The sequence below is a fragment of the Methylobacterium sp. GXS13 genome (genome assembly GCF_001455965.1).
In the GTDB taxonomy this organism is placed as follows: Bacteria; Pseudomonadota; Alphaproteobacteria; order Rhizobiales; family Beijerinckiaceae; genus Methylobacterium.
The window spans coordinates 1-25,211 of record NZ_LKKO01000037.1; the positions used below are offsets into that span (position 1 = coordinate 1).

Annotated in this window: 22 protein-coding genes and 1 pseudogene; 8 read left to right on the forward strand and 15 right to left on the reverse strand. The window is 68.5% G+C overall.

The genetic code is table 11. The features are described 5' to 3' along the window. From AO398_RS14175 to AO398_RS14185, 3 genes and pseudogenes are all read right to left on the reverse strand, one after another. Nucleotides 1–487 (reverse strand): annotated as a pseudogene (locus AO398_RS14175) (hypothetical protein); the annotation flags it as partial. Nucleotides 488–694: 207 nt separating this feature from the next. Next, a complete protein-coding gene (locus AO398_RS14180) occupies nt 695–982 on the reverse strand; it encodes a DUF3761 domain-containing protein (protein ID WP_152997523.1) in 288 nt (95 codons plus the stop codon). Beyond that, nucleotides 979–1,236, reverse strand: coding sequence for a hypothetical protein (locus AO398_RS14185; RefSeq protein ID WP_058192776.1), 258 nt, complete (start codon nt 1,234–1,236; stop codon nt 979–981). Before AO398_RS14185 ends, AO398_RS14180 begins: the two co-directional genes overlap by 4 nt. A gap of 354 nt (nt 1,237–1,590) precedes the next feature. Here AO398_RS14185 and AO398_RS14190 point away from each other — a divergent pair, with 354 nt between their 5' ends. Then, a complete protein-coding gene (locus AO398_RS14190; protein ID WP_152997524.1) occupies nt 1,591–1,896 on the forward strand; it encodes a hypothetical protein in 306 nt (101 codons plus the stop codon). A gap of 45 nt (nt 1,897–1,941) precedes the next feature. Here AO398_RS14190 and AO398_RS29685 read toward each other — a convergent pair whose 3' ends face one another. After that, on the reverse strand, nt 1,942–2,070 hold the full coding sequence (locus AO398_RS29685) for a hypothetical protein (protein ID WP_280139128.1): 129 nt from the start codon (nt 2,068–2,070) through the stop codon (nt 1,942–1,944). Here AO398_RS29685 and AO398_RS14195 point away from each other — a divergent pair. Next, nucleotides 2,017–2,577, forward strand: coding sequence for a LysR substrate-binding domain-containing protein (locus tag AO398_RS14195; RefSeq protein ID WP_280139126.1), 561 nt, complete (start codon nt 2,017–2,019; stop codon nt 2,575–2,577). The genes AO398_RS29685 and AO398_RS14195 overlap by 54 nt on opposite strands. 25 nt (nt 2,578–2,602) lie before the next feature. On the opposite strand, the gene AO398_RS14200 is transcribed toward AO398_RS14195, so the two are convergent. The 7 genes from AO398_RS14200 to AO398_RS29690 form a co-directional block, all read right to left on the reverse strand. Continuing rightward, on the reverse strand, nt 2,603–3,700 hold the full coding sequence (locus tag AO398_RS14200; protein WP_058192778.1) for a chemotaxis response regulator protein-glutamate methylesterase: 1,098 nt from the start codon (nt 3,698–3,700) through the stop codon (nt 2,603–2,605). Further along, entirely contained in the window at nt 3,697–4,542 is an 846-nt protein-coding gene (locus tag AO398_RS14205; protein ID WP_058192779.1) for a CheR family methyltransferase, read from the reverse strand. Before AO398_RS14205 ends, AO398_RS14200 begins: the two co-directional genes overlap by 4 nt. A 22-nt stretch (nt 4,543–4,564) precedes the next feature. After that, nucleotides 4,565–5,038 carry a chemotaxis protein CheW gene (locus tag AO398_RS14210; RefSeq protein WP_058192780.1) on the reverse strand — a complete coding sequence of 158 codons (474 nt, stop codon included), beginning with the start codon at nt 5,036–5,038 and terminating at the stop codon, nt 4,565–4,567. 135 nt (nt 5,039–5,173) lie between these two features. Continuing rightward, nucleotides 5,174–7,354 carry a methyl-accepting chemotaxis protein gene (locus AO398_RS14215; protein ID WP_058192830.1) on the reverse strand — a complete coding sequence of 727 codons (2,181 nt, stop codon included), beginning with the start codon at nt 7,352–7,354 and terminating at the stop codon, nt 5,174–5,176. Nucleotides 7,355–7,372: 18 nt separating this feature from the next. Next, on the reverse strand, nt 7,373–7,834 hold the full coding sequence (locus tag AO398_RS14220) for a chemotaxis protein CheW (protein WP_058192781.1): 462 nt from the start codon (nt 7,832–7,834) through the stop codon (nt 7,373–7,375). After that, nucleotides 7,834–9,930, reverse strand: a complete 2,097-nt coding sequence (locus tag AO398_RS14225; protein ID WP_058192782.1) for a chemotaxis protein CheA — start codon at nt 9,928–9,930, stop codon at nt 7,834–7,836. The genes AO398_RS14220 and AO398_RS14225 overlap by 1 nt, the downstream gene beginning before the upstream one ends. Before the next feature lie 380 nt (nt 9,931–10,310). Beyond that, nucleotides 10,311–11,417 carry a methyl-accepting chemotaxis protein gene (locus tag AO398_RS29690; protein WP_058192783.1) on the reverse strand — a complete coding sequence of 369 codons (1,107 nt, stop codon included), beginning with the start codon at nt 11,415–11,417 and terminating at the stop codon, nt 10,311–10,313. Nucleotides 11,418–11,863: 446 nt separating this feature from the next. Here AO398_RS29690 and AO398_RS14235 point away from each other — a divergent pair, with 446 nt between their 5' ends. From AO398_RS14235 to AO398_RS27530, 5 genes are all read left to right on the forward strand, one after another. After that, nucleotides 11,864–12,160 carry an STAS domain-containing protein gene (locus AO398_RS14235; protein ID WP_058192784.1) on the forward strand — a complete coding sequence of 99 codons (297 nt, stop codon included), beginning with the start codon at nt 11,864–11,866 and terminating at the stop codon, nt 12,158–12,160. A 21-nt stretch (nt 12,161–12,181) separates the two neighbouring features. Next, nucleotides 12,182–12,547, forward strand: a complete 366-nt coding sequence (locus AO398_RS14240) for a response regulator (protein ID WP_058192785.1) — start codon at nt 12,182–12,184, stop codon at nt 12,545–12,547. 418 nt (nt 12,548–12,965) lie between these two features. Beyond that, nucleotides 12,966–14,057, forward strand: a complete 1,092-nt coding sequence (locus AO398_RS14245) for a PAS domain-containing protein (RefSeq protein ID WP_201025765.1) — start codon at nt 12,966–12,968, stop codon at nt 14,055–14,057. A gap of 96 nt (nt 14,058–14,153) precedes the next feature. Continuing rightward, on the forward strand, nt 14,154–14,585 hold the full coding sequence (locus AO398_RS14250) for a SufE family protein (RefSeq protein WP_058192787.1): 432 nt from the start codon (nt 14,154–14,156) through the stop codon (nt 14,583–14,585). 537 nt (nt 14,586–15,122) lie between these two features. Then, on the forward strand, nt 15,123–16,535 hold the full coding sequence (locus AO398_RS27530; protein ID WP_082643280.1) for an AAA family ATPase: 1,413 nt from the start codon (nt 15,123–15,125) through the stop codon (nt 16,533–16,535). 817 nt (nt 16,536–17,352) lie between these two features. Here AO398_RS27530 and AO398_RS14255 read toward each other — a convergent pair. From AO398_RS14255 to AO398_RS14265, 3 genes are all read right to left on the reverse strand, one after another. Beyond that, nucleotides 17,353–18,075: a DUF6456 domain-containing protein gene (locus AO398_RS14255; RefSeq protein WP_313902044.1), complete on the reverse strand. Its 723-nt coding sequence runs from the start codon at nt 18,073–18,075 to the stop codon at nt 17,353–17,355. A gap of 215 nt (nt 18,076–18,290) precedes the next feature. Then, entirely contained in the window at nt 18,291–18,503 is a 213-nt protein-coding gene (locus AO398_RS14260; protein ID WP_058192831.1) for a hypothetical protein, read from the reverse strand. Nucleotides 18,504–18,625: 122 nt separating this feature from the next. Further along, a complete protein-coding gene (locus tag AO398_RS14265; RefSeq protein WP_058192789.1) occupies nt 18,626–19,048 on the reverse strand; it encodes a MucR family transcriptional regulator in 423 nt (140 codons plus the stop codon). 391 nt (nt 19,049–19,439) lie between these two features. Between AO398_RS14265 and AO398_RS14270 the strand changes: the two genes are divergently transcribed. Further along, entirely contained in the window at nt 19,440–21,575 is a 2,136-nt protein-coding gene (locus AO398_RS14270) for a S9 family peptidase (RefSeq protein WP_058192790.1), read from the forward strand. Between the two features lie 34 nt (nt 21,576–21,609). Here the strand turns inward: AO398_RS14270 and AO398_RS14275 are convergent, their stop codons facing one another. Then, a complete protein-coding gene (locus AO398_RS14275) occupies nt 21,610–25,050 on the reverse strand; it encodes an AsmA-like C-terminal region-containing protein (RefSeq protein WP_058192791.1) in 3,441 nt (1,146 codons plus the stop codon). Between the last annotated feature and the right edge of the window lie 161 nt (nt 25,051–25,211).

Below are 25,211 nucleotides of genomic sequence, written 5' to 3' on the forward strand. Positions count from 1 at the left end.
CGTCCAGAGCGGCATCGGAGGCGGCGATCTGCCGGGCGATAGGGGCACGCAGAGGCGCCCGCAGGGTCGGCGGTTCCGCCGCCGAGGCCGGATCGAGGAGGCTGGGCTCGGCCGTCTCCCCAGCCGGCTCCGGCGCCGCCGCTTCGGGTTCGGCCAGACGTTCGGAGCGGGCCACGCCGCAGACCGCCAGGAGCCGCCCGGTCGCCTCGCGGCCGACGCCCGCCGCCTCGGCGACATCCTCCGGATCGTTGCGCCGCTCGCTCAGCAGCCGGGTGAGCGCGGCCCGGCGCGGCTCCGGCCAGCGCGCGGCGATGTCATGCCGCCAGCGGCGCGGCCTCAGCCAGCCGGACCGGGCGTTCCAGGTGAGGATGGTGGCCGGCTTCACGCCGGTGCGGGCGCTGATCTCGGCGACCGAGAGCGTGGTCTCCCGCAGGAGACGCTCGACCGCGGCGCGCTGCTCCGGCGGGAGCGCATCGAGTGCCTGCATCGCCGCCGCTCCGCACACTTTTCGACCGTGCCCTGGATCTACCCCAGGAGCGGGACGGTGTCAACCCAAGAATTCCTATCTTCGGATTTTAGGCCGAAATTTTTGCGTTCGCCCACCAGTCTGCCCAAGGTCGGCGTTGAGGCTCCGCAAAACCCTCCTTGCACGACAAGCGGGACCATCTGATCCCAACATCTCAGGTCTGCCCGTTCAGCCCTCCCAATGGGCGACCCCGCCATGGCCGGAACAGGTGCCCCGGTGGTTGCGGCTGAAGCTCCAGGTGTCGTCCCGACACTTGGCCGTGGCGCCGGCCGGCTTGTTCCCATCGCGGCTCTTGGCCGGGCGATGGACCTCGAAGCCGTCGCGGTTGCGGTAATGGCCGTGCCGGTCGAGGGTCGATTCGTCGGGCTCGCGGACGTCCCGGGCGCTGGCGGCGCCGGAGAGGCCGAGGAGCACGGCACCGGCCAGCGCCAGCCGGGCGCAGGCGAGCCGCATCATCGGCCGGCCCCGTGGCTGCCGACGGCGCCGGTATGCGGGTTGACGTTGCCCCGGGTCCCGTCATGGTCGCGGGCGGTGCCGTTCGGGTTGGTGGCGGAGTGGGGCGCGACGACCGTCCCGCGGGCCATGGTGTAGCCGGATACCGGGTGGCTGGCGCCGTTCGATCCGGTGCCGCTCAGGCCATGGCCGCCGCCCCGGGCGCCGGCGCCCCCGACCGTCAGCAACAGGACGGTCCCGATCAGGATCGATCTCACGTCGCACCCTTCAGGTTGTGTCTGCCGGCATCAGACACAACCCAAGCTGGGCCGTCACGCGCTATTTCTGGTTAGGCTTAAACCTCCTTCAGGTTGTGAATCCGCCGCCACCGTCCGAGCGCGGATTGCCGAAGGCCGTGGCCTCACAGCAGGCCATGCACCCGCGATGCCGACGCGGCCGGGCGATCGCCGGCTTCCGGAGACACCCAAGTGTCGCCCGATAGAACCTCTCGCGAACCGCGAGCCGGGCGCGAACGGGGAGGTCGACCCGCGTATTGGGCATGGCGCCGTCGGTTCTCGCGATGCGTCCTGCAAAAATACTGGGGTTGCCGCGGCCCTGTGTGCGGCAGTAACTTGGGTCAGCCGCTTTGCGGCGACACGACCGAAAACGAATACGGGGGCGAAGTGTTCGTTCTGGTGCTGGCGACCCTGGCGGGTGGCATCCTGACCTGTGTATGCGCCTGGCCCTGGTTCGGCCCCGGCGCGCTCCTGCTGGCGCCGTTCGGGGCGGGGAGCGCAGCGGTCTTTGCCGGTCTCCTGCTCGCCGCCCTGCGCAGCCGGCGTCCCGCCGGGTTGCACCAGCCGGTCCCGGGCGCGCAGCCCGAGACGCCGCAAACCGTCGCCAACGATACCTTGTCCGGCCACCGCCGCCGGGCGTGACGCGCCGTCAGACGCCGATCGCCTCTTCGGGGACCAGACGGAACGCTAAGGGCTGCGGGCCGGGGCCGGAGCACCGCCGGCAGCTGGGTCGCCGCCGCGCAAGGCGGCGAGGCTGAGCGCGTGCCGCACCAGGGTCGCGAGTCCCAGGGCCAGGAAGCCGGCGCTGCCGGTCATGACCACGCGCTCAATCCCGTTCGTCTGCGTCGCGATGCCGACATCGCCATCCGGATGGTCGACCCGACCCAGAACGCCCTGATCGCCCGCAGGCTCGGCGAGGCGCCCCTCGGGCTGTTCGGCACGCGGAGCTATTTCGAGCGCCGCGGCCGGCCCCGCACGGTGGCGGATCTGGCGGAACACGACGTGCTCGGCTTCGACCGCAGCGACGCGCTCCTGCGGGCCTATGCGGCCCACGGGCTCCGGGCGGCGCGCGAGGATTTCCCGGTCCGCTGCGACGACCAGATGGTCTACTGGAACCTGATGCTGGCCGGGGCCGGCATCGGCTTCGCCCAGGTGCTGCTGGCCGAACGCCAGCCCGGCCTGGAACAGGCGGAGATCGGCCTGCGCCTCGCGCCCCTGCCGGTCTGGCAGGTCCTGCACGAGGAGGTGCGCGGCAACGCCCGGATCCGCCGGGTCGCCGATTGTCTCGCGGAGGCGCTCGCAGCCCGGCTGCGCGGCGGCTGACCGGGATCGTCGCGCATGCCGCCCGTCACGCGGGCAGGCGCGGCACCGGGGCGTGGCCGAACCGGATGATCTCGGCGGGCAGGCGGTCCAGCGGCAGGTCCAGGGCGGCGGCGCCGCGCTCGATCGCCTCCTTGGGCATGCCGAACACCACGCAGCTCTCCTCGTCCTGCGCCACCGTGAGGGCACCGGCCCGGCGCATCTCCAGGAGGCCGTTGGCGCCGTCGTCGCCCATGCCGGTCATGATGATGCCCAGCGCGTTGGCGCCGGCGCATTGGGCGGCCCCGCGGAACAGCACGTCCACGGAGGGGCGGTGGCGCGAGACCAGCGGGCCGTCCTTCACCGCCACCGTGTAGCGGTTGCCGCTGCGCTGGAGCAGCAGGTGCCGCCCCCCCGGGGCGATCAGGGCGCGCCCGGGGCCGACCGCGTCGCCGTCCTCGGCTTCCTTCACCGCGATGGCGCAGAGCCCGTCCAGCCGCTTGGCGAAGGCCGCGGTGAAGTGCTCCGGCATGTGCTGGACGATCACGAGGCCCGGGCAATCGACGGGTAGCATCTCCAGCACGTCGCGCAGGGATTCGGTGCCCCCCGTGGAGGCGCCGATGCAGACGATCGGCTCGGTCCCGGCCAGGGTCCGGTTGCGGGCCGCGGGCGGCAGCACCGCGTCGGCGGTCAGCTTGGCTTCGACCGCGCGCAGCCCCGGGCGGCTCTGGCGCGGCTTCGCCCGGGCGGCGGCCCGGACCGCGTCGCAGACCCGCACGGAGGATTCCATCAGGAACTGGCGGGTATCGACGCGGGGCTTGGGCAGGACGTCCACCGCCCCCGCCTCCAGCACCTCGAACAGCGTCCGGGAGCCCTGGTCGGTGAGCGTCGAGCAGATGATCACCGGGATCGGCCGCTGGGCCATGATCTTGCGCAGGAAGGTCAGCCCGTCCATCCGGGGCATCTCAAGATCGAGGATGATGACGTCCGGCACCTCGTCGTGGATGCGCCGCGCCGCGATGAACGGATCCGCCGCCGTGCCCAGCACGGTGATGTCGGGCGCCGCCTCCAGGATGCCGACCAGGGTCTGCCGGACCGAGGCGGAATCATCCACGATCAGGACGCGGATCGGGGCGCTTCGGCTCATGCGATGGGCCCCTTCGTCCGGCCGAAGATCGTCGAGGAGACCTGCTCCAGGCCCGGCACGCCGGCCCCGGCCATCGATTCCGAGTGGCCGACCACGAGGAAGCCGCCGGGCTGGAGGTGCGTGGCGAGCCGGGAGAGCACCGCCCGCTGGGTGTCCTTGTCGAAGTAGATCAGCACGTTGCGGCAGAAGATGATGTCGATGTCGTGATCGACCGCATACTGGGCGTTCATCAGGTTCAGGTGCTTGAAGTGCACGCGGCTGCGCAGCTCCGGGACGATCCGCCCGACCTTCCAGGACGGGTCCCGGGCATTCATCACGTAGCGTCGGCGGAAGTGCGGTGGCACCGCCTGCAGCACCTCCTCCGGGTAGATGCCGTCGGCGGCGACGCGCAGGACCTCCGTGGAGACGTCGGTGCCGAGGATCGCGTAATCCAGCGCGTGCCCGGCCATCGCCATGTCGTGCAGCACCATGGCCAGGGTGTAGGCCTCGGCCCCCGTCGAGGCGGCGGCGCTCCAGAGCTTGAGGCGCCCATGGGTGGCCCCGTTCCGGCGCAGCATCGGCACCAGCTCGTCCCGGAGCTGGTCGAAATGCGCCGGCTCGCGGAAGAAATCGGTCTTGTTGGTGGTGACGCAGTCGATGATGTGGACGAGCTCCACGGCGAGGTGGCCCTCCTCGAAGACGTGCCGCCCGTAGGCCGACAGGGATTCGATATCGAGGGCGCGCATGCGCTTGCGCAGCCGCCCCTCCACCATGGTGCGCTTGGCCGCCGGGATCTGGATCCCGACCCGCTCTTGGATCAGGTCGGCGACGTTCTCGAAATGCTGGTCGCTCAGCTGCGGCATGGCATCGATTCCCGTACGGCGGTCAGGCTGCGAGCGAAGGAAGCAGCAGGGCCGGGTCGTCCCCCGCCATCAGCGCCTTGAGGTCGAACACGACCACGAAGGCCTCGCCCCGGCGGCCGATGCCGGCGATGTAGGTCGAGCGCCAGCGCCCCCCGACGTCGGGGGCGGGCTCCAGCTCGGCGCTGTCGAGCTCGGCCACCTCGATGACCCGGTCGGCCACGAAGCCGACCCGCATCTCCCGCGCGCCCATGGGGATGTTGAGCAGGATGATCCGGGTTGCCGGGGTCACGTCGATCGCCGGCAGGCCGAGCTTCGTGCGCAGGTCGATCACCGGGTAGCTCTGCCCGCGCACGTCGATCATGCCGACCAGGAACGGCGGCGCCTGCGGCAGGGCCGCGGGCGGGCGGTAATCGAGGATCTCGTGCACGGACTCGATGGCGATCCCGAAGATCTCGCGATCGAGGCCGAGGGTCAGGTACTGCCACACGCTGGACATGGTGGTCTCCGGCTGGGCCGCTGCCGGTCGGGTCCTGCCCGATCCGGGGGACACGGGCCTTCACCGCGGCAATCAGGGGGTCGGTCGTGAGAAGGGGGCACCGCGCGAAGGCCCTCCGCGCGGTGCCGGGGGCGTTCAGGCGGCGCGGATGAAGTCGGCGTCGCGGGCGTCGCCGTCGCCCATGTCGAGGTCGAAGCCGCCCCCCGCCGCCAGGGTCGCGCGGGCGGGGCGCACCTTGCCCCCCGCCTTGCCCGCCGCCTTGGCCTTGGCCGGCACACCCATGCGGGCCGCCGTCGCCCGCAGCTGCGTCGCCGCCGCGTCGATGCGGGTCTCGGTTTCGTCGACGCGGAAATAGGCGATCGTCGCCTGCAGCCGCTCGGCCTGGGTCGCCAGCTCGTCCGAGGTCGCCGAGACCTGCTCGGAGGCGCTGGCATTCTGCTGGGTGACCTTGTCGAGCTGCTGGATCGCCTGGTTGATCTGCGCCGAGCCGACATCCTGCTCCCGGCATGCCGCCGAGATCTCCTCCACCAGCATCGCGGTCTTGCGGATGTCCGGCACCAGCCGCCCGAGCATCTCGCCCGCCTGCTGGGCCGCCTTGACCGTGTCGGCCGACAGCGTGCCGATCTCGGCGACCGCCGCCTGCGAGCGCTCGGCGAGCTTGCGCACTTCCGAGGCCACCACCGCGAAGCCGCGGCCATGCTCCCCGGCCCGGGCCGCCTCGACGGCGGCGTTCAGGGCCAGCAGATCGGTCTGGCGGGCGATCTCCTGCACGATCGTGATTTTCTGGGCGATGGTCTGCATCGCGTCGACCGCCCGGCCGACGGCGGCGCCGCTGGCCTCGGCATCCTGCGCCGATTGCCGCGCGATCGCCTCGGTCTGGCTGGCATTCTCGGCGTTCTGCTTGACGTTGGCGGCCATCTCCTCGACCGAGGCCGAAGCCTCCTCCGTGGACGCGGCCTGCTCGGTCGAGCCCTGCGACAGCTGCTCGGCCGAGGACGACAGCTCCTGCGAGCCCGCCGAGACGTTCCCGGCCGCCGCGTTCGCCTCCATCACCACGGCGCGAAGCCGCGTCAGCATGGTCTGCAGGGCGAGGCCCATCGTGTCCTTGTCGGAGAGCGGCGCGGCCTCGACCGTGAGGTCGCCCCCCGCGATCGCGTCGGCGAGGGCGGCGGTGGCGTTGAGGTTGGCGGTCATCCGCGTCATGGCGGTGATCAGGTCGCCGATCTCGTCGTTCGAGGTCACCGCGATCGTCTGGCTCAGGTCGCCGACCGCGACGGCCTCGGCGAGCGACACGGCCCGCGCCATTCCCCGGGCGATCGAGACCGCCAGCCACCCGGCGATGCCGAGGCCGAGGAGGAGCGCGCCGGCCAATGTCGCCAGCATCAGCGTCTGGCTCTCCTGCGACGCCGCCTTCGCGCGCTCGACCGCCTCCGCCATCTGGCGGCCCTGGTAGTCGGACAGGAGGTCGAAGGCCTGGTTGCTGGCGATGGACGCGGCGCTGTACCCGCCCGAGATGAGCTCGATCGCGTGGATGGGCGCGCCGGGCTCGATCGTGGCCAGCGCCCTCTGGAACGAGGCGAACCAGGTCTCGAAGCTCTGCCGGACCGCTTCGGTGGGAACCTTCAGAGCCGCGCCGACCCGGAGCAGGTTGTCCAGGCTGCGCCCGATCTCGTCGCGCATCTGCTTGGTCGCGGTCACGTGCTCGTCCAACCCGGCGACACTGACCGCGCCCGTGGCGGCCTGCAGCCGGCCCCAGGCCCGTTCGAGGGGGATCTGGACCGCCATCACCGCCTTGATCAGGTCGATGGAGCGCGCGTCGGCCTTGGCCGAGAGGGTCTCCAGTTCCGTGCGCAGCCCGGCCATGGCCGGGCGCCCCACGCCGATGATCTCGGCCCAGGCCTTGGCATTGGCATTCATCCGGGCCAGTTCCACGATCCGGTTGCCCAGGGCGACCTGCGCCTCGTATTTCTGGTCCAGGTCCTGGACGAGCCGCCGGCCCTCGTCGGTCGCGGCGCCGGCCTTGACCTTGGCGATGATCTCCTGCGCGCGCTTGCGGTTGTCGAGGGCGCGCTTGAGCGAATCCGCGATCTGGGCGTCGTTCACGGTGATCACCGCCGTGCGCATGTTGGCGGTGCTGCGGATGGTATTGGCCTTGGCTTCCAGCACCAGGGCCTGCGTCTCCGCGCGTCCGCGGAGGAACGCCTGGCTCCTGTCCGCCTCCATCAGGCCCTGGTAGCCCACTCCGCCGGCGAGGCCCGCGAGGACCAGCAAGGCACCGAAACCGGCGGCCAGCTTGGCCTTGATCGAAAATCGCATCGTCTTCTCCAAGGCCGGTTAGTTCAGTATTGCTTGCATGTCCGGGATGATGACGAAGTCATTCCCGGATTTGACAATGGAGCGTATGTATTCGGGCCGCCACGACGTGCCGATCTTCGGCGCCGGCTGGCGGCTTTCCAGGGCGACCGCGGTCACCTCGAACACCTTGTCGGCCACCAGCGCGACCAGGGTCGGATCGCCGTCGAGATCGAGCTCGATCACCACGAAGCGGGTATCGGGGGTGGCGGCTTCCATCGGCATGCCGAAGCGCTCGCGGATGTCGGCCAGCGGCACGACGTTGCCGCGCACGTTGACCACGTGGCCGAGATGCGGCCGGGCCCCGGCGACCCGGGTGGTCGGGATCGGATCGATGATCTCCCGCACCATCCCGGCCCCGAGCGCGAAGGTCTCGGGGCCGATGCGCATCATCACGACCTGCAGGGCGTGGCCCTGCTCGATGGCCTCGACGAAATCGGTCATCAGGCTACCTCACGGAAATCGCGCAGCGCCTCGGGGGCGCCGATCTGTCCGCCGGCCATCAGCTGGGCCGGGTCGATGATGAGTGCCGCGGTGCCGTCGCCCAGGATCGTGGCGCCCGAGAAGGTCGCGACGTCGGCATGCAGCTTCGACAGCGACTTGATCACCGTCTGGTGGTTGCCGAGGATCTGGTCGGCCACGAGCCCGAACCGGGTCTCGCCCACCGAGACGATGATCACCTTCTGGTAGGGGTCGGGCGCGCCGGTCGCCGCGAACAGGCTGCGCAGGCGCAGGAACGGCACGAGGTGGCCGCGGATGTTGAGGAAGTCCCGGCCGCGCTCGCCGCGCCCGTCCTCCGGCAGCTCGACGCATTCCTCCACGGCCGCCAGCGGCAGCACGTAGCGGCCCTCGCCGACCCGGATCAGCAGGCCCTCGATGATCGCCAGCGTCAGGGGCAGACGCAGCACGAGGGCGGTGCCCGCCCCCGGCTCGGTGGTGATGTCGATCGAGCCGCGCAGGGCCTCGATGGTCCGCTTGACCACGTCCATGCCGACGCCGCGGCCCGACAGGGCCGAGATCTGCTGCGCGGTGGAGAAGCCGGGCGCGAACAGGAACTGGTAGACCTGCTGGTCGGTGAGCGGGACGCCGGGGGCGACGAGCCCCCGCTCCTCGGCCTTGGCGCGGATGCGGGCCACGTCGAGCCCGGCGCCGTCGTCGCGCACGGTGACGTGGACCTGGCCGCCGACATGCTCGGCGCTGAGCGTAATGCGCCCGGTGGCGTCCTTGCCGGAGGCGGCCCGGCGGGCCGGGTCCTCGATGCCGTGGTCGATGGCGTTGCGGATCAGGTGCACGAGCGGATCGGCCAGGCGCTCGATCACGGTCTTGTCGAGCTCGGTCTCCTCGCCGTCGGTGACGAAGGTCACGGGCTTGCCGAGATCCCCCGACAGGTCGTGGACCAGGCGCCGGAACCGGCTGAACAGGGCGCCGATCGGGACCATGCGGATGCTCATGGTGGTGTCGCGCAATTGCGCCGACAGCCGCTCGATCTCCTCCGCGATGGTGTGGAGCCCGCCATCGGCGTGCAGCCCCGCCAGCTGACTGAGGCGGGCCCGGGCGATGACCAGCTCGCCGACCCGGTCGAGCAGCTCGTCGAGCCGCTCGGCCTCGACCCGCATCGTGCTGGACACGCGGGGCTCGGAATTGCGGGCCTGGCCCCGGCGCTCGGCCTTGGTGGCCGGCCTCGCGGCGGGCGTGGTCGCAGCCTTGGCGGCGGGGGTGATGGCGGAGGTGGCGGCCGGCACCGGGGCGGGCCGCGCGGGGGGGGGGACCGGCACGGGGGCGGGTGCGGCGGCGACGGCGTGGGTGGGCGCCGGCGCTGGTTCGGGCTCGACGGCGTCCAGCGGCGCCAGGGTCAGCACCATGTCGTCCCGCACGAACAGGAAGACGTCCTCGATCGCCTCCCGGGTCGCGGACCCGCGGAGCGTGACGTCCCAGCCGAGCACGAGGTGCTCCGGGTCGAGGGCGGCGAGGTCGGGCAGGTCATCGAGCCGCGGCACCACCGTGCAGGGGCCGAGCTCGCGCAGCTCGTCGAGCAGCGCCAGCGGGTTGGTGCCGTTGCGCAAAACCTCCGGGGCGAAGGCGATTCCGATCCGCCAGCCCGCGGGCGCGCAATCCGGGCCCGGCACCTCCGGCTCCGACGGGGATGCCGGCTCCGACGGGGTTTTGGCCCGGCTCACCAGGCGCTCGAGCTCGGCCAGGATCGCCTCGCCGATCACCGGGGCGGTGGCGCCGGGATCCTCGATCAGCGTGCGGATGTAGTCCTTGGCCGAGAGGGACACGTTGACCAGATCGGCGCTGGTCGGGACCTCGCCGCGCCGGACCAGGTCGAAGGCGGTCTCGAAATCGTGCGTGAAGGCGGCGACCTGGTCGAAGCCGAACATCGCCCCCGATCCCTTGATCGTGTGCAGCGCCCGGAACGCGGTGTCGATCAGCGCCGAATCGTCGGGCCGGTCGCCCAGATCGAGCAGCGTGGTCTCCAGCCGGTCGAGCAGCTCGTTGGCCTCGGCCAGGAACACCTCGCGTGGATCGTGATCAGTCATCGTCGCGTGGATCCAGTTGCGCCGTCTTCGGAGGCATCGGTGCGATCACGCACCCATTGCGGGCGCCGGCCGAAGGCTAGATCGCGCGATCAACCCAAGACTCGGGCCATCGATCGGGACACATCCTACTTTAAACTCGTTAAAAAAAGAAGTCCTGATCGCGTCAAAAACCCGACGAGATCATATTTTTCCCCGAAAAGTTTCGTTTCTTGAATGAATCAAATCGCTACTTTGCCCAATAATACAGTATTAGATTGTTCCATAACGGATCGTATATCACCCTTTCGCAGGCAATCTACCGGATGATCCGGTCGTTGCGCCATATTACCTGCGGTAGTGACAACCGAAACAGATCATCCGCGTCGAAATCTGTCTCGGCCTCAGAACAGATCGATGCCCGCCAGCGGATCGTCGTCGCGCCCGTGAGTCGGCACCGCGGTGCCCAGCAGGTGGCGCGACATCCGCTCCCGGACCTCCCCGAGGGTGCAGCCGGCGATCAGCGCCGCCGCCCAGTCCCGCTCCGCATCGGCACCGGCCTCCGGGGTGGATTGGAGCGCCCGCAGGATCGCCTGCAGGTTCTGCATGCGCTGCTTGGCGAGGTCCTGGAACTGCATGGACACGATCGCGCCCGAGACATCCTCGGTGATCGCCTCGGTGGTCTGCACGGTTTGGGTCAGCACGTCGGCGAAGCGCGAGCTCTGCTCGACCAGGGATTGCATCACCAGGCGTACCCGGGCGTCGGCGTTCCGGCTCTCCTCCGACATGTCGATGGTGGCGATGTCGTGCAGGAGTGCGTGGCTGCTGCGCAGGCCGCCGGCGATCGAGGCGATCTGCCCCTTGATCACCCCGGAAAGCGCGTTGATCGTCCCGGCCAGGCTGCGGACCTCGTCGGCCACCACCGCGAAGGCCCGTCCCGCCTCCCCGGCCCGGGCCGCCTCGATCTTGGCGTTCAACGCCAGCAGATTGGTCTGGCGGTTGATCTTCTCGATCTCGGCGACGCTGCCGTCCACCGAGGACAGCTCGCCCAGCACGCCGTTCAGCGCATCCCCCATGGTGGCGCCGCGCGACGACATGAAGCCGATCTTGTCGTTGAGCATCGCCAGGATCTCGCCCAGCGCCGTCGCGACCTCGGCCAGCGGCCGCTCGGCGCCGTCGATCCGCACCGACTGGATCGACGTGACCAGGCCCTGCACGATCTCGGACTGGCCCCGGGTGGTCGTGGCGATGCGCTGGAACCGGTCCGACAGGCCGTGGACGTCGGTCTCGACATCCGCCGAGATGATCCCGAGCTCGTCGATCAGGGCGTCGAGAGTCTTGCGCTGGACGTCGGACAGGCCGAGCCGGGCCTGAAGGAGATCGGCGGCCCCGAGCGGCGGCGGCGCCGGGGCCGGCGCGGCGGACGAATCCCCGGCCTCAGCGGGCGCAGTGAATGAATCCGAGTCCTCTCCGTGGTCCACCTTCAGATTCGCGCGCCCCCAGAAGGCCATCGATATGTATTCCTCGGACTCGGCCAGCTCTCGCCGGGCTCAGGCTCGAACTTACGACCGTGAGCAGCCGCTTTCTAAGCCGGCCCCCTGAATGAACAGTTATTGCGCACGTTATAGAGCCAAGCAATGATACGAAACATGACGCCCCGGACCGGAAACGACCAGTGCTATACTCGGTGCATCCAATACAAACACTGCGCTTGGCGCTAGCCATCAGTACGATCGGATACAAGCAACGATTGATGGCGATCCGCCACAAACGCCGAACTATTCGACCAATACAAAATCGCCATCCCGCCGGCCGCGAACCGTTTTCAACAGGAAACGCCGGACGATGCATCGTGGCATTCTGGTTGCTATGATGCGCTCAAGGGAAATTTAACGCGCCCGATTCTTAAAGAGATCGACTGCAGCCAGTCTGGCCGCGCACCCGCAGCGGAATCACCATGGCCGAACCCGTCACCTTCACGATGCCGTCGGATTGCACGCTCCGGACGGCGCAGGCGCTCCGCACCGACCTGCTGGCGGCGCTGGAGGGCGCGGCCGGCCTGGTGCTGGATTGCGCGGCGATCGAGGCGGTGGATGTCACCTTCGTCCAGATCGTCGTCGCGGCCGCCAAGGCGGCGGCGGCGCGCGGCGCCACCCTCGACCTGACCAACCTGCCCGACGCGGCCGCGGCGGCCTTCCGGCGTGCCGGCCTCGCGCCGCATGCGCCGTTCGCAGCCGCCGTCCCCGCCCTCTGACCCCAGGACCGGACCCCCCCCATGGCCACCGTTCTCGCCGTCGACGATTCCCCCAGCATCCGCCAGATGATCAAGATCGTGCTGGGCCCCGCCGGCCACACGGTGATCGAGGCCGAGGACGGCGCCGATGGCCTTGCCAAGGCCAAGGCCGGGGCGATCAATCTGGTGATCACCGATCTCAACATGCCGGTGATGAACGGCATCGAGATGATCAAGCAGCTGCGCACGGTCCCGTCCTGCGCGGGCGTGCCGATCCTGTTCCTGAGCACGGAATCGGACGAGAGCATCAAGCAACAGGCGAAATCGGCCGGCGCCACCGGCTGGATCACCAAGCCGTTCAAGCCGGAGCAGCTGCTGGCGGTGGTGGCGAAGCTGATCCGCACCTGACGCGCCAGGCCCGTTCCGTGGCGGGCGTTCCTTGGCGGGCATTCCTCGGCGGGCATTCCTCGGCGGGCATTCCTCGGCGGGCGACCGGATGCATCCTCGGGGTCTGGACGACGCACACGGCCGAAGGGCCGCCGCTCCCGCAGGGTGGCGCGCCCTCCCCCTGTGCGGGCGCGGGAGACGCGCGCGGCCGCCCCCTCCCGGCCCGCGGATGGACTGTAACGCCGGGTGCAACCCGCGCTACAGACTCCCAAAAGTGCGCTGAAAGTCCGACCTCGGCCCTAATATCGCATCCCCATGTGGATGAGCACGCCAGCGGCAACGTGGGATCGGAACGGGACCCCCATCGGCACGTTGACCGGCGCCATCACGATACGGACACGGCGTCTCACACAGTTCGGCATAGCGGGTCGGGTACAGAATGGGCGGTCAGCCACCAGGGTCCGGAACGGCTGCGCCGCAGGCGACGGTCCCCGCGGGGGATGCGGGCCGGGCGGCGGACTCCGCCGGGACCAGCGCGTTGAGCGACAGCTTCCGGCGCTTTGCCGATGTGGTGCCGCTGATGCTGTGGCGCTCGGATGAGAACGGCCACGCGGTCCATCACAACGAGTGCTGGCTGGACTTCACCGGGCGCCCGCTCGAGGAGGAATTGCGCGTCGGCTGGCGCAGCGGCCTGCATCCCGAGGATTTCGAGCGCCATGCCCGGATCGTCGCGGAGGCCTTCGCGGCCCGTGAGCCGTTCACCGTGGAATTCCGCCTGAAGCGCCACGACGGCGTCTATCGCTGGCTGCTCGACACCGCCCGCCCGCTGGTGGAGGACGGCCGGTTCCAGGGCTATCTCGGCACCTGCTTCGACATCACCGACCGCAAGCACGCCGAGGAGCATATCGAGCAGGCGCTCGCCGAGAAGGAGGCCCTGCTCGCCGAGGTCTATCACCGGGTGCGCAACAACCTGCAGGTGATGGTCAGCCTCATCGGTCTCTACGGCCGCGCGGCGCCGGACCCGTGCCGGGGCAGCTTCGAGGCGCTCGGCCAGCGGGTGCGGGCGATCGCGCTGGTGCAGCAGCACCTGCACGAGGCGCCCCATATCGCGTCGATCGACCTGCATGATTACCTCCACCGCCTGGCCTCGGGCCTCGGCCAGCTCCGGCGGGCCGGGCGGATCAGCGTCCAGGTCGGCGGCTCCGGGACCGGGCTGGTCGAGCCGCGCACCGCCAACGCGCTCGGCATGATCGTCGCCGAGATCGTGGCCGAGTGCCTCGATGCCACGGCCGAGCACGTCGCCTGCTCCATCGCCATCGCCATCGAGTCCGCCGCGGGCCATCCGCTGCGCGTCTCGATCGTCTCCGGCATCAGCGAGATGGCGGCCACCGGCCGGTCCAACATCCCCAAGCTCGGGCCGCGCCTGATCGCCGCCTACGCGGCCCAGGCCGAGATCCTGGTGTCGGGCGATGCCAGCACCGCCGAGCCCCTGGTCCTGACCCTGCCGCCGACCCAGCCGCCGGAGACGTGATCGCCGACGCCGCGCCCCCTGGTGTTTCGCGCGGGAGTCGCCCAAGTTTCGCCGGGGCCTTATAGCGGCCCCGGCCCATTCCAGATCCGGTCCATCATGGTTCCCCCGATCGACACCATCGTCGAGAATTTCGCGTTCATCGACGATTGGGAAGAGCGCTACCGCTACCTCATCGAGCTCGGGCGGGCCCTGCCGCCCCCCGATCCGGAGCTGCATGCCGAGACCAACAAGGTCCAGGGTTGTGCCAGCCAGGTCTGGATCGACCTCGACGTCGACCGCTCCGACTCGGAGCCGCGCCTGCGCATGCGCGGCGACAGCGACGCCCACATCGTGCGCGGCCTCGTGGCCCTGATGATCGCCCTGTTCGACGGCAAGCCGCTCCGCGAGGCGGCCGAGACCGACGCCTTCGCGCTCTACACCAAGCTGGGGCTGGGCGAGCACCTGACCCCGCAACGCTCCAACGGCGTGCGCGCCATGGCCGACCGGGTACACCGGGACTCGGTGCGGTTCCTGGAGATCGAAGGGTAGGAGGCGGCGCCGGTCCCGCTTCTGTTTGAAGGCGTCTTCCGACCCACCTCGTCTTCCTGAGGGTTGAGCGACGCGAGCCGCGACGGAACCCTCCCGCCCGCCGCGCGATCCCTGAAGCCCTTCGTCGAGACCTCCGCTTTGCTGCGGCACCTCAGGATGAGGGGGAGTAGGGTCTGAACTCAATCCGCTTGGCCATGACGATGTCCGCAACGGGTGGATTCCGGATGGTCTGCCTTCGAGAAGCCAAGGTATCGAAGCAGACGGTTCCTCTTCGCGCACACCGTAGCGAAGCCGCCAATGAGAGCTGTGTATGCGGAAAATTTGGGGTGCGTCCCCATGGTTGTCCCTGTTATGCACAGGCGTCAGTACAGCGGCCGTGACCTAATCGAATGCCCATCTTAGGCTTCACGATCATACTATGCCGAAACTGGGAAGAGAGTCGGCCAATCGAAGCGAGTGCGGTGAGATGTGGAATTGCGCTAAGGACTTGATAATGCATCTAAATTTGGCCCGAAATTTGGGACGTCCGAGCTGGAAATGAGCGATTTTATATCTGTAGTAGATGCCAACGACTCTACGGCCAATTTTGTTGAGCCGACTATATTTGTCGAAAAATTTGGGCGAATCGCTAGCGCATCTATTACAAACGCCCCTTCAACAATACTTGTTGGCAAAAACAATACAGGCAAAAGCTACGTTGCGACTTTGCTGTGGGCACTGCGGGATTTCGTCAATACAATTGCCCCAGATCGTGGCGGCACCTACATCGATGTTCCGGAATGGTTCTCAGAATACTGTAGATCCGCATCCAATAGCAAGCGGCCTCGCCCACTGGAGGTCAGTGGCGAGAGGATTAGCGACGAAATCAATAAGTGGCTCGCAAAGCACAAAGATGGAATTGCGAAAAATATTCTGTCTTTGGACGGTGCTACCATAGGTTCGCTCCGTATCGAATTAGGTGGAACAATTTGGCTTCGGCCGTGGCACCGGAAAACAGCAATATTAAGAGATCTTAAATCGTTCGCCGATCGTGATATAACGTCTTGGATGATCAGCTGGAACAAGACAATAGATACCGAACACGAAGATCGCTTCCCGGCGATGCTTCGGACAAGTGCAACGGATGAGAATTATGACGCTATTATATTGTATTCGATGATTGTCCAAAAATTTATCAGCAAGTCGATTGGCGGAATGGCAAATAGTCCACTGTACGTGCCCGCAGCTAGGACTGGGCTGATGCTAGCACTTTCCTCCATTGTTAATTCTTCGATTGAAAATTTTGGCGTGGGCGATCAAAAAGTCAGCCAAGGGCGCTTCACGCTGCCGACAATTAGATTCATCCAGCGCATTGCGAGAGATCGGTATCAAGTTGTTAAGCGCGATAATAAAATTGTAAAATTTCTACAAGAAAATATCTTGCGCGGTACAGTCACACAAGACGAGCAGAATAGGGCATTATTTAGCTATACCCCGGATAACTCGGAAACAGTGCTGCCTCTATATGTCACCTCATCTATGGTAAGCGAGCTTGCCCCCCTGTTGGCCGCGTTGCAACAGGAAAGGTTCAGCAATGGTATTGTGTTCGAAGAGCCAGAGGCTCATTTGCACCTGTCCGCTCAAAGATTTATGGCGCGCGCTATCGCTAAAATAGTTAGTGACGGCACGCCGGTAACGATTACAACTCACAGCGATACATTTATACAACAAATAAACCTCTTGCTCCAGCTAAATAAACATCCAAATCGTGCCGCGCTTATGAAGCGGTATGGATATGCGGAGGACGAGCTTCTAGATGCGTCTAATGTCCGTGCCTATGAATTTGTATCTACGCCGAGCGGCACAACGGTTACTGAGGTCGAGAAAACCTCTGCCGGGATCGTGGTGCAGTCCATAAATGATACTTTGTACTCACTCGCAGAAGAGGTTTTTGCGGTGGAATCGGATTGATGTCTATCGTTAGCGCGCCGCTCCATTTAATAATAAATAATTATGTATCTTTGGTTTCAGCGAATGAGATCGAGATTGTCGAGGCGAACGAGACTGGTGCCGGCAAGGCTGTGTTTAAGCTGACGGGCCCAGCGATATGTATCAAACATTACAAGGACCGGCCGCCGTTGCGCTGGCTCAACAACCAGAAATGTGCCGACGGAGCTATACTTCATGAAGTCGGCTCGGATTTGGATCTGCATATCGTGGAGCTCAAAAAATCCGTCTCGGAAGGTAAGTGGGTAGACATAAAAGATCAGTTTGAAGGTATGATATATAACGCATTGTCTATAATGGCAGTCTTAGGAGTTGGCAAACCAACGAGGATTATATGCCATATTGCGTATGAATTTGACAAATTACCACTCAATCAGCCGCCAATTCGGTATTGCTCAAATATCCAACCGGAATCGCACGACCGCTCGGAGGCGTACTAGAATGGTCCCAATTGACTATACAGCTAAAAAATTACGGTTCGATTGTTTTAAAGAAAATCATAAGAAATGAAGAAAGCAAAGGTGAGGGCGATCTCTCCAGCGCATAACAGTTCTATTTTCTTGCGCTAAAATGACTGAGCAAGCGTTCGATTTGAAACATGCTGTTCAGCTCGGTTGCCGCCGCGAGCAGCGATTGCAGAAGTTTAACGAGCGGCCGCTTTGGAAAAAGGGCGGCAGCTATCCGGGCGGCTGGGTTAGGTCGGAAGCAGCCGCTCAGACGGCCAAGCGGATCGAGATCAGACCTTAGGCTAGAGGTTCGCCGGCTTCGGCGCCCCCTCCCCTCACGCCCGCCAAAGCCGCATGCGCGCGTGCTCCGGCCCGGTCGCTTCGCGCGCCAGACCATAATGCTCGGCCAGCCGCCCGAGGGCGATCCGGACCACGACCTTGGCCGAGCGGGCCGGCCAGCGGCGCTCGGCCTCGATCCGCTCGAGGCCCTTGAGGAAGCCGCACAGGTCGATCAGAAGGCCCGACAGGTCGCTGCCGACCGCGTCGAGGGCGCCGCGCACCCGCTGGCGGGCCGCGATCACCTGGTCGGAGGCGGCGGCCGGATCGCGGGCACCGCCGCCATCGACCCGAGGGGCGCCGAGTTCCGCCCCCATCCGGGGCAGCATCGCGGCGGTGGTCATGTCCCGGCGCAGCCGCTCGCCGGCCTCGAACGCGGCCGGGTCGAGCAGCGGCGCGCCGTCGCCGCCCCGACGCCGGACCATCCAGGCCAGGGGGTTCTCCGAGGCGTTCCGCACGGCCGGCTCCGCGGCGCCACCCGCGATCACGGTGAGATCGTGGTGCTGGGCCAGATAGGCCATCCCGTCCGGGGCCTGCCCGCGCCGGAGGCGCGCCCGCCCCGCCGGGCCGATCGTCAGGCGCTTGCCGGCCGGGTCCCAGGCGGCGAGGTCGGCATCCGTCAGGGCGCGGCCGGCCGTATCCGAAAACCGCCCGCTGCCCACGGACACCCCGTCGCCGCCGCGCCGGACCAGGAGTCCGTCATCGCTCAACGGGTCGCGCATGGCGTAGGCACCGGCCTCGCCGAGCCGTGCCAGCAACCGCCCCGCCTCCGCCGACAGGACGGCTCCGGATGACCGCCCGGGTGCCGCCGCCTTGGTTCGGCGGGATCTGCCGTTTTTGTTCATGATTTGTTCCAGACGGGGCTTGCGGTTCCGACCGGCCGCGACCCTGACAGGAACGCCTCACAAAGTCAAGGACTTTTTGCCTAACGGGAGATTCAGGTCCGGCGATGGCCAGTCGGTGGCTGGCGCAGGATCTCGGCGATCTCGTCCTCCGACTTTCCGCGGACCGCGTAGCCCAACTCTTCGAAGCGATCGATCAGGGCCGAGCTGTCGGCGGCGGACCGCGCAGCCCATTCGGCGAGACTCGCATTCATCCGATCGAGATCCTGCGCGGGATCACCGTCCTCGGACTCGGGAAACGCGTTCATGCACAGCACCTCGGCGCCGGACGGGGTTTTGGCCGCATCGCACGAAACGAGCCATCGCATCCCAACGCCCGACATCGTCTGCGTATCCCTCGGTTGTGACAGGCGTCCCGGCCGCACCGCTCTCAGGCGGCGTCCGACATGGCGCCCAGCCGGCCCAGCCCGGTTGCCTTGGCGAGTTCGGAACGGGTCTTGGCGTAGTTCGGTGCCACCATCGGGTAATCGGCCGGCAGGTTCCACTTCGATCGGTATTGCTCCGGGCTCATGTTGTACTTCGCCCGAAGATGCCTCTTGAGCGACTTGAACGCCTGGCCGTCCTCCAGGCAGACGATGTAATCCGGCGTCACCGACCCCTCCACCGGCACCGCCGGCTCCGACACCGTGACCGTGGCCGTATGGCTGTCGAGGACGCGCTTCAGGGCCGCGTAGACGTTGCCGAAGAGAGAACGGAGTTCGCCGACCGGAATGGAATTCCTGCGCACATAGGCAGCCACGAGGTCCGCCGTCGCGTCGATCAAGTCTACGGATCTTCCGTTTTCGCCCAACATGATACCCCCGATGTATTGCGCGATTGTGTATTCAACGCGGCCATGACGCCGCGACGCATGTCCGTAAGCACATGCGGGGACGGCCCCATGCACGACGCCGACATGCTGGCCCCAAGCCCACATGCATCAATCGATCCCTTGTACAAAGGTACAACGGGTTTTTTTAGACGACAAGATAGAATGAGAATACAAAGATTTGCGCGAAATGTCGCGCACTCGACACTATTAGGTTAGGTTTGCCATCTAGAAGTAGATGAAGTCTTGCACCGACCAAACTTTAAGTTTGCGACGTCGCGCGCGCCGGCCGGCCCCGGCGTCGCGGTGACTTGCGCCGCGGGCCCGGGCGCGACACATCCCCAGACCGGGCGGACAGGACCCGGCGGGAGATACGATGACGGAGATCGGACGCGGCTTTCTTGCTCATTCGACCGGGGCGCCGGTGGCCGAGCAGCACCGGCAGGGCTTCAGCGTCCACGGCCGGGAGATCGTCGATGACTACGCGTGGTTGAAGGCGGAGAACTGGCAGGCGGTCCTGAAGGACCCCGCCGCCCTCCCCGACGACATCGCCACCTACCTGAAGGCCGAGAACGCCTACGCGGAGGTTGCACTCGCCGGCAACGCCGACCTGCGCAAGACTTTGGTCTCCGAGATGCGCGGCCGCATCCAGGAGGACGAGAGCGGCGTGCCGGATCCCGACGGGCCCTACGCCTACTACACCCGCCATCGCGAGGGCGGGCAGCATCCGCTGGTCTGCCGGCGCCCGTCCACGTCGCCGAACGTGCCGGATTCCGGCCCCGACCCGGACGAGACGATCCTGATCGACGGAGACCGGGAAGGCGAGGGCCTGCCCTTCTTCGAGATCGCCGCCGCGGTCCATTCCGACGACCACGGGCTCCTCGCCTGGAGCGCCGACACCAAGGGCTCGGAACTCTACACGATCAAGGTGCGCGACCTCGCCACCGGCCTCGACCGCGACGACCGGGTGGACGCAACCTCCGGTGAGGCGGTCTGGGCCGCGGACGGGCACAGCTTCTGGTACGTGGCCCTCGACGCCAACCACCGCCCCGCCAAGGTCATGCGCCACCGCCTCGGCACCGCGCAATCCGCCGACGAGACCGTCTATACCGAGCCGGATGCGGGCTACTTCGTCCATATCGGCCGCACCCAGTCCGGCGCCTTCCTGGACGTCACCGCCAGCGACCACGAGACCTCCGAGGTCCGGCTCCTCGACCGGCACGCGCCCTCCGCCGCCCTGCGGCTGGTGCAGCCGCGGGAGCCGCTGCTGATCTACGACGTCGAGCATCGCGGCGACCGGCTCTACATCCGCACCAACGCGGACGGCGCCGAGGACTTCAAGATCGTCACCGCCCCCCTGGACGATCCGGGCCGGGCCAACTGGACCGACCTCGTGCCCCACCGGCCCGGGGTGATGATCCGCCATCTGCACCTGCTGGCCGGCCACCTGATCCGCCTCGAAGTCGAGAATGCGCGGCCGCGGATCATCGTGCGCGACTTGGCCGACGACGTGGAGCACGCGGTTGCCTTTGCCGAGGAGGCCTACGCGCTGGGCCTCCGGGGCGGGCACGAATTCGACACGGCGACGATCCGGTTCGTCTACTCGTCCATGACGACGCCGTCCGAGACCTGGGACTACGCCTGCGACAGCCGTACCCGGACGTTGCGCAAGCGCCAGACCATCCCGAGCGGGCACGATCCGGCCGCCTACGTCACCCGGCGGCTGTTCGCCACCGCCCCGGACGGCGAGCAGGTGCCGATCTCGCTCCTGCACCGCAAGGATCTAGCGCTCGACGGCTCCGCGCCGCTGCTGCTCTACGGCTACGGCTCCTACGGGACGCTGATGCCGGCGGGGTTTCGCACCAACCTGCTGAGCCTGGTCGATCGCGGCTTCGTCTACGCGATCGCGCATGTCCGCGGCGGCACCGAGAAGGGCTGGCGCTGGTATCTCGACGGCAAGCGCGAGAAGAAGCCCAACACCTTCACGGATTTCATCGCCTGCGGGCGGGCACTGATCGCGGCCGGCTACACGGCGGAGAAGCGCATCGTCGCCCATGGCGGATCGGCCGGCGGCATGCTGATGGGCGCGGTCGCCAACCTCGCCCCGGAGCTGTTCGCGGGCATCGTCGCCGACGTGCCGTTCGTCGACGTGCTTAACACCATGCTGGACGCGGAGCTGCCGCTCACCCCGCCGGAATGGCCCGAATGGGGCAACCCGGCCGAGAGCGTCGCGGCCTTCGAGACGATCCTGTCGTACTCGCCCTACGACAACGTCGCCGCCAAGGATTACCCGGCGATCCTGGCACTCGGCGGCCTCACCGACCCGCGGGTGACCTACTGGGAGCCGGCGAAATGGGTCGCCCGCCTGCGCGCAGCCCTGACCGGCGGCGGCCCGATCCTCCTGCGCATCAACATGGAGGCCGGCCACGGCGGCGCCGCCGGCCGCTTCGACCGGCTGGAGGAGGTGGCGCTGATCTACGCGTTTGCGCTGATGGCGGTGGGGCGGGCGTAGCCGCTCGCCGCTGAGGGGGGATGCCCGCGCGCGTCTACGGACGCGGCGGCTCGACCGGCGCCCCCTCGCCTGCCGTTCCCTCGTTCGGCTGCGCCCGCATTCTTGCCTGCCGGGCCGCTTCCTCGGCGGCGGCTTTATCCGCGGCGGCCTTGAGCGCGGCGGCGCGGGCGCGGTCCATCTCGATCCGGGCGCGGCGACGCTGGCGCTCGACTTGGTCGGCCTCGGTCAGCTCGATGGTCTCGAGCTCGCGCTGGAGCACGAAGGTAGCGAGCCCGTTCGACAGGGCGCCGACATCGAGCACGCGCTCGGGCGCCCCGAGCGAGCCGGTGAAGCCGAGCTGAACGGCCGGGGCGCCGGCGCTCCAGCCGCGTGGGACCGGGCCGCCGGACAGGAGCCCCCGGGCATCGAGGCGGTTGCCGCGCAGGTCGTAGCCGATCGTGCCGGACCAGCGGGCGGCCCCGAAATCGAGGCCGAGGGGCCCGGCCCGCAGCTGGCCGCCGACGATGGTGACCGGGCTGTTCGCCGGGGCCTTGGCCTGCGCGCCGCCCTTGGCGAGTTCCTCGGCAACCATGGCCTGGAGCCGTCCCTCGCGCAGGGGATCGTCGACGTCCACCGCCCGGGCGAGTGCGCGGCCGAGGCCGGCCGGGTCGGCCTCCGGGACGCTCAGGTCCTTCAGGGTGAGGCTGCCGCTGCCGGAGAGGTTGTCGGCGAGGCCCGGGGCGGTCTCGGCACTGGTGGTGAAGCGCAGAGAGGCGGTCAGGCGACCGCCGATCGGGCCGCCCCCGGCCAGGGCGGCGATCGCGACATCGTCGAGCCCGCCTTCCCCGGAGATCGACGCCTCGGGTCCGCGGCGGGTGATCGTGGCCGAGCCGGCGATCCGCCCGCCCGCGAGCTTGCCCGTGAGGTCGCGCAGGGTCAGGGCACCGTCGGCAAGACCCAGGGCGAGGGCGGCCTCCGTGGCCGTGAGCCCGCGGCCGAGATCGAGGCTTGCGATCCGGGCATCGAGCGCGACGGGCGCCAGCGCTTGCGGTGCGGGTCCGAAGCGGTCGCCCTTGGCCGCGTCCGGCGGCAGCACAAGGGCCGCTGCCAGTTGCGGCAGCGACAGGCGGTCGAGGCTGAGACGACCGCGCAGCGCCCCGCCGGGCGCCCGCAGCAGCCGGCCGCTCACGGCCGCTCCGGCGACCTTGCCCGTGGTGTCGGCGGTGATGTCGCCGCCGTCCTTGGCGAGCGAGACAGTCAGGTCAGCCGGCCAGGCGCCGGGGCTGAGCCGGGCGGCCCCGGCCAGGGTCAGGAAGGGGCTGAGATCGGCGGTGTCGGCCTGGATCGCGCCGGCATTCGGCAGGGCGTCGGGACCGATCAGGATCGGCCGGGCGGTGGCGAGCTTCAGGCCGGCGATCGTGCCGTTGACGGTCAGCGCGAGGGTGTCGGCGTCCGGTCGCTCGGCGCTCAGGTGCAGCTCGGCGGGCTGCTGCAGGCCGGCGATGTCGGTGCGCCCGAACCAGACCCCGGCCCGGGGGGTGGTGAGCGTCGCAGCCCCGCCCTCGATCCGCGTCCCGCGGCTCGCCAGCGTCAGGTCGAGGGTGCCGCCGCCGGCATTGCCCCGGGCCTGGCTGCGCAGGGCATCGGCCGCGCCGCCCTCCCGGTCCAGGGTGACGGCGAGGTCGAGGGGCGCCTCGCGCAGGAAGGCGGGCAGCAGGCGGATCTCGCCGACCCAGACCCGTTCGAGCAGGCCGAGCAGCGGCGCCGCCTCCGGGTCCATGCGCCGCCCGGAGACGCGGCCGGTCCCGTCCGCGCCGATCCGCCCGGACAGCTTCGCGCTCGCCCCCGCCAGATCCGTCACGTCGAGGCTGTCGACCACGAGGCTCGACCCGTCCGACTGGATGCGCGCCGCGATCGTGCCGTTGCCTGAGCCGGCCGGCCCGTAGCGCACGTCCTTGGCCTCGAGGGTCAGGGCGAGGTCGTGGTCGCGCAGGCTGCCGAGGGTGGTCCCCAGCGGCGGCAGCGCGGCGATGTCGATGCCGCTGGCGCGGATCTGGGCGTCGAAGCGCCCGCGCGATCCCGGCTCCGCGGCCGTGTAGCGGGCATTGCCGGTGATGCGCGCCGGCCCCAGGCCGAGGCGCAGGTTGCGCAGGGACAGGCTGGAGGCCGCCGCGGACAGGTCGGCCGCGGCCTCGATCCGGCGTCCATCGAGGAGCGCAGTCAGCGGCCCCTCCAGCCCGAGCCGGCGCAGATAGCGCCCGAGCGGTTCGGAATCGGGGGCGGTCAGCGCCACAGGGCCGGTGAGGCGGAACGGCGCCGCCTCGATCTGCCCGCTGACATTCAGGGCCGCGTCGCCCGGCCCGACCGCCGACAGGCGCCGCAGCAGCAGGCCGCCCGCGCGCTCGACGGTGCCGGACAGCGCGAGGTTCGACCATTCCTCGCCGCCCAGCACCAGGGTGCCCACCGCGAGGTCGAGGTCGAGCATCGCCGGCAGGCCGCGCCCGAGATCCGGGACCCCGCGGGCGATCAGGTTCTGGCCCTCGGGCGAGCCCAGGAAGGCGTCGAGGTCGAGGCGGCGGCCATCCAGGTTCAGGCCGGCGCGCCACTGGCGCAGGTCGAGCCGCCCGGTGCCGCCGAAGCGGAGCGCCCGTCCGCCCGGATCGATCGCGAGCTCGACGCCCTCGAACCGCACCTGGGTGCCGCGGGCCTTGAACGTCCCGCCCAGCGAGAACGGCAGATAGGGACCCGCCGCCTGGGTCGGCGGCCCGACCACGAGGCGGGCCGAGCCTTCGGATTCGATCAGCGTCGCCCCATCGGCCTCGTTGGGCACCAGGCCGAGGCGCGCATCGGCCTCGAAGCGCGGATGCGCGTCGCCGCCGCCCGCGATCTTCACGGCGAGCCGCCCGTCCGGCCCCGGCGTCCCGCTGACCGCCCGGAATGGAATGCCGCCGCTGGTACCCTCCACCCGCCACGGCCCGATGAGCGCGGGCGCCTGGAGGCGCAGGTCCTGAACGTAGAGCTGGTCGGTCCGGCCAGTGGCCGGCACCTGCGTGGTCACGAGGAATTGCTGGACGTGCAGATCCTCGATGGCGAAGTCGCGGGCGCGCAGGGCCTCGCCGAGCTCGGGGGGGATCCGCAGGGCGTCGCCGCCCGCCACCGGGAGCTTGATCTCGGCGCGACCGATCCGCGTCTCGGTGAAACGGAACTCGCCCTTCAGGAGCGGCGCCAGGGCGATCTCGGCCTTGACGAAGCGGGCGTCCAGGCTCGGCCGGTTCGGGTCGGTGCCGAGATGCAGCCGGTCGATGCGCAGCCGCGGCGAGGGCAGGAGCCGGACCTCGATCCGGCCATCGGTCCGGGCCGGCACGCCCAGGGACCGGGCGAGCGCCCGTTCGACAAGGCCGCGCTGGGCCTGCCAATCGATGATGGGCGGGACGGCCAGAGCCGCGACGAGAACCAGGATGACGGCGCCCGCCAGCGCGGTCAGAAGATCACGCACGCTACCCGTTCCGCCATCACCCCGCGCAGTCGCGGCACCGTGATGCCCCGCCGTCGCGTGCCCCCCTGGGCAACCTGTGACCGGCCATAGCACGATAAGTCCCGGACGGCGCCAGAGGGCCGCGCCGAGCCGAATGGCCTCGACGCCGTTCGCGATTTGGT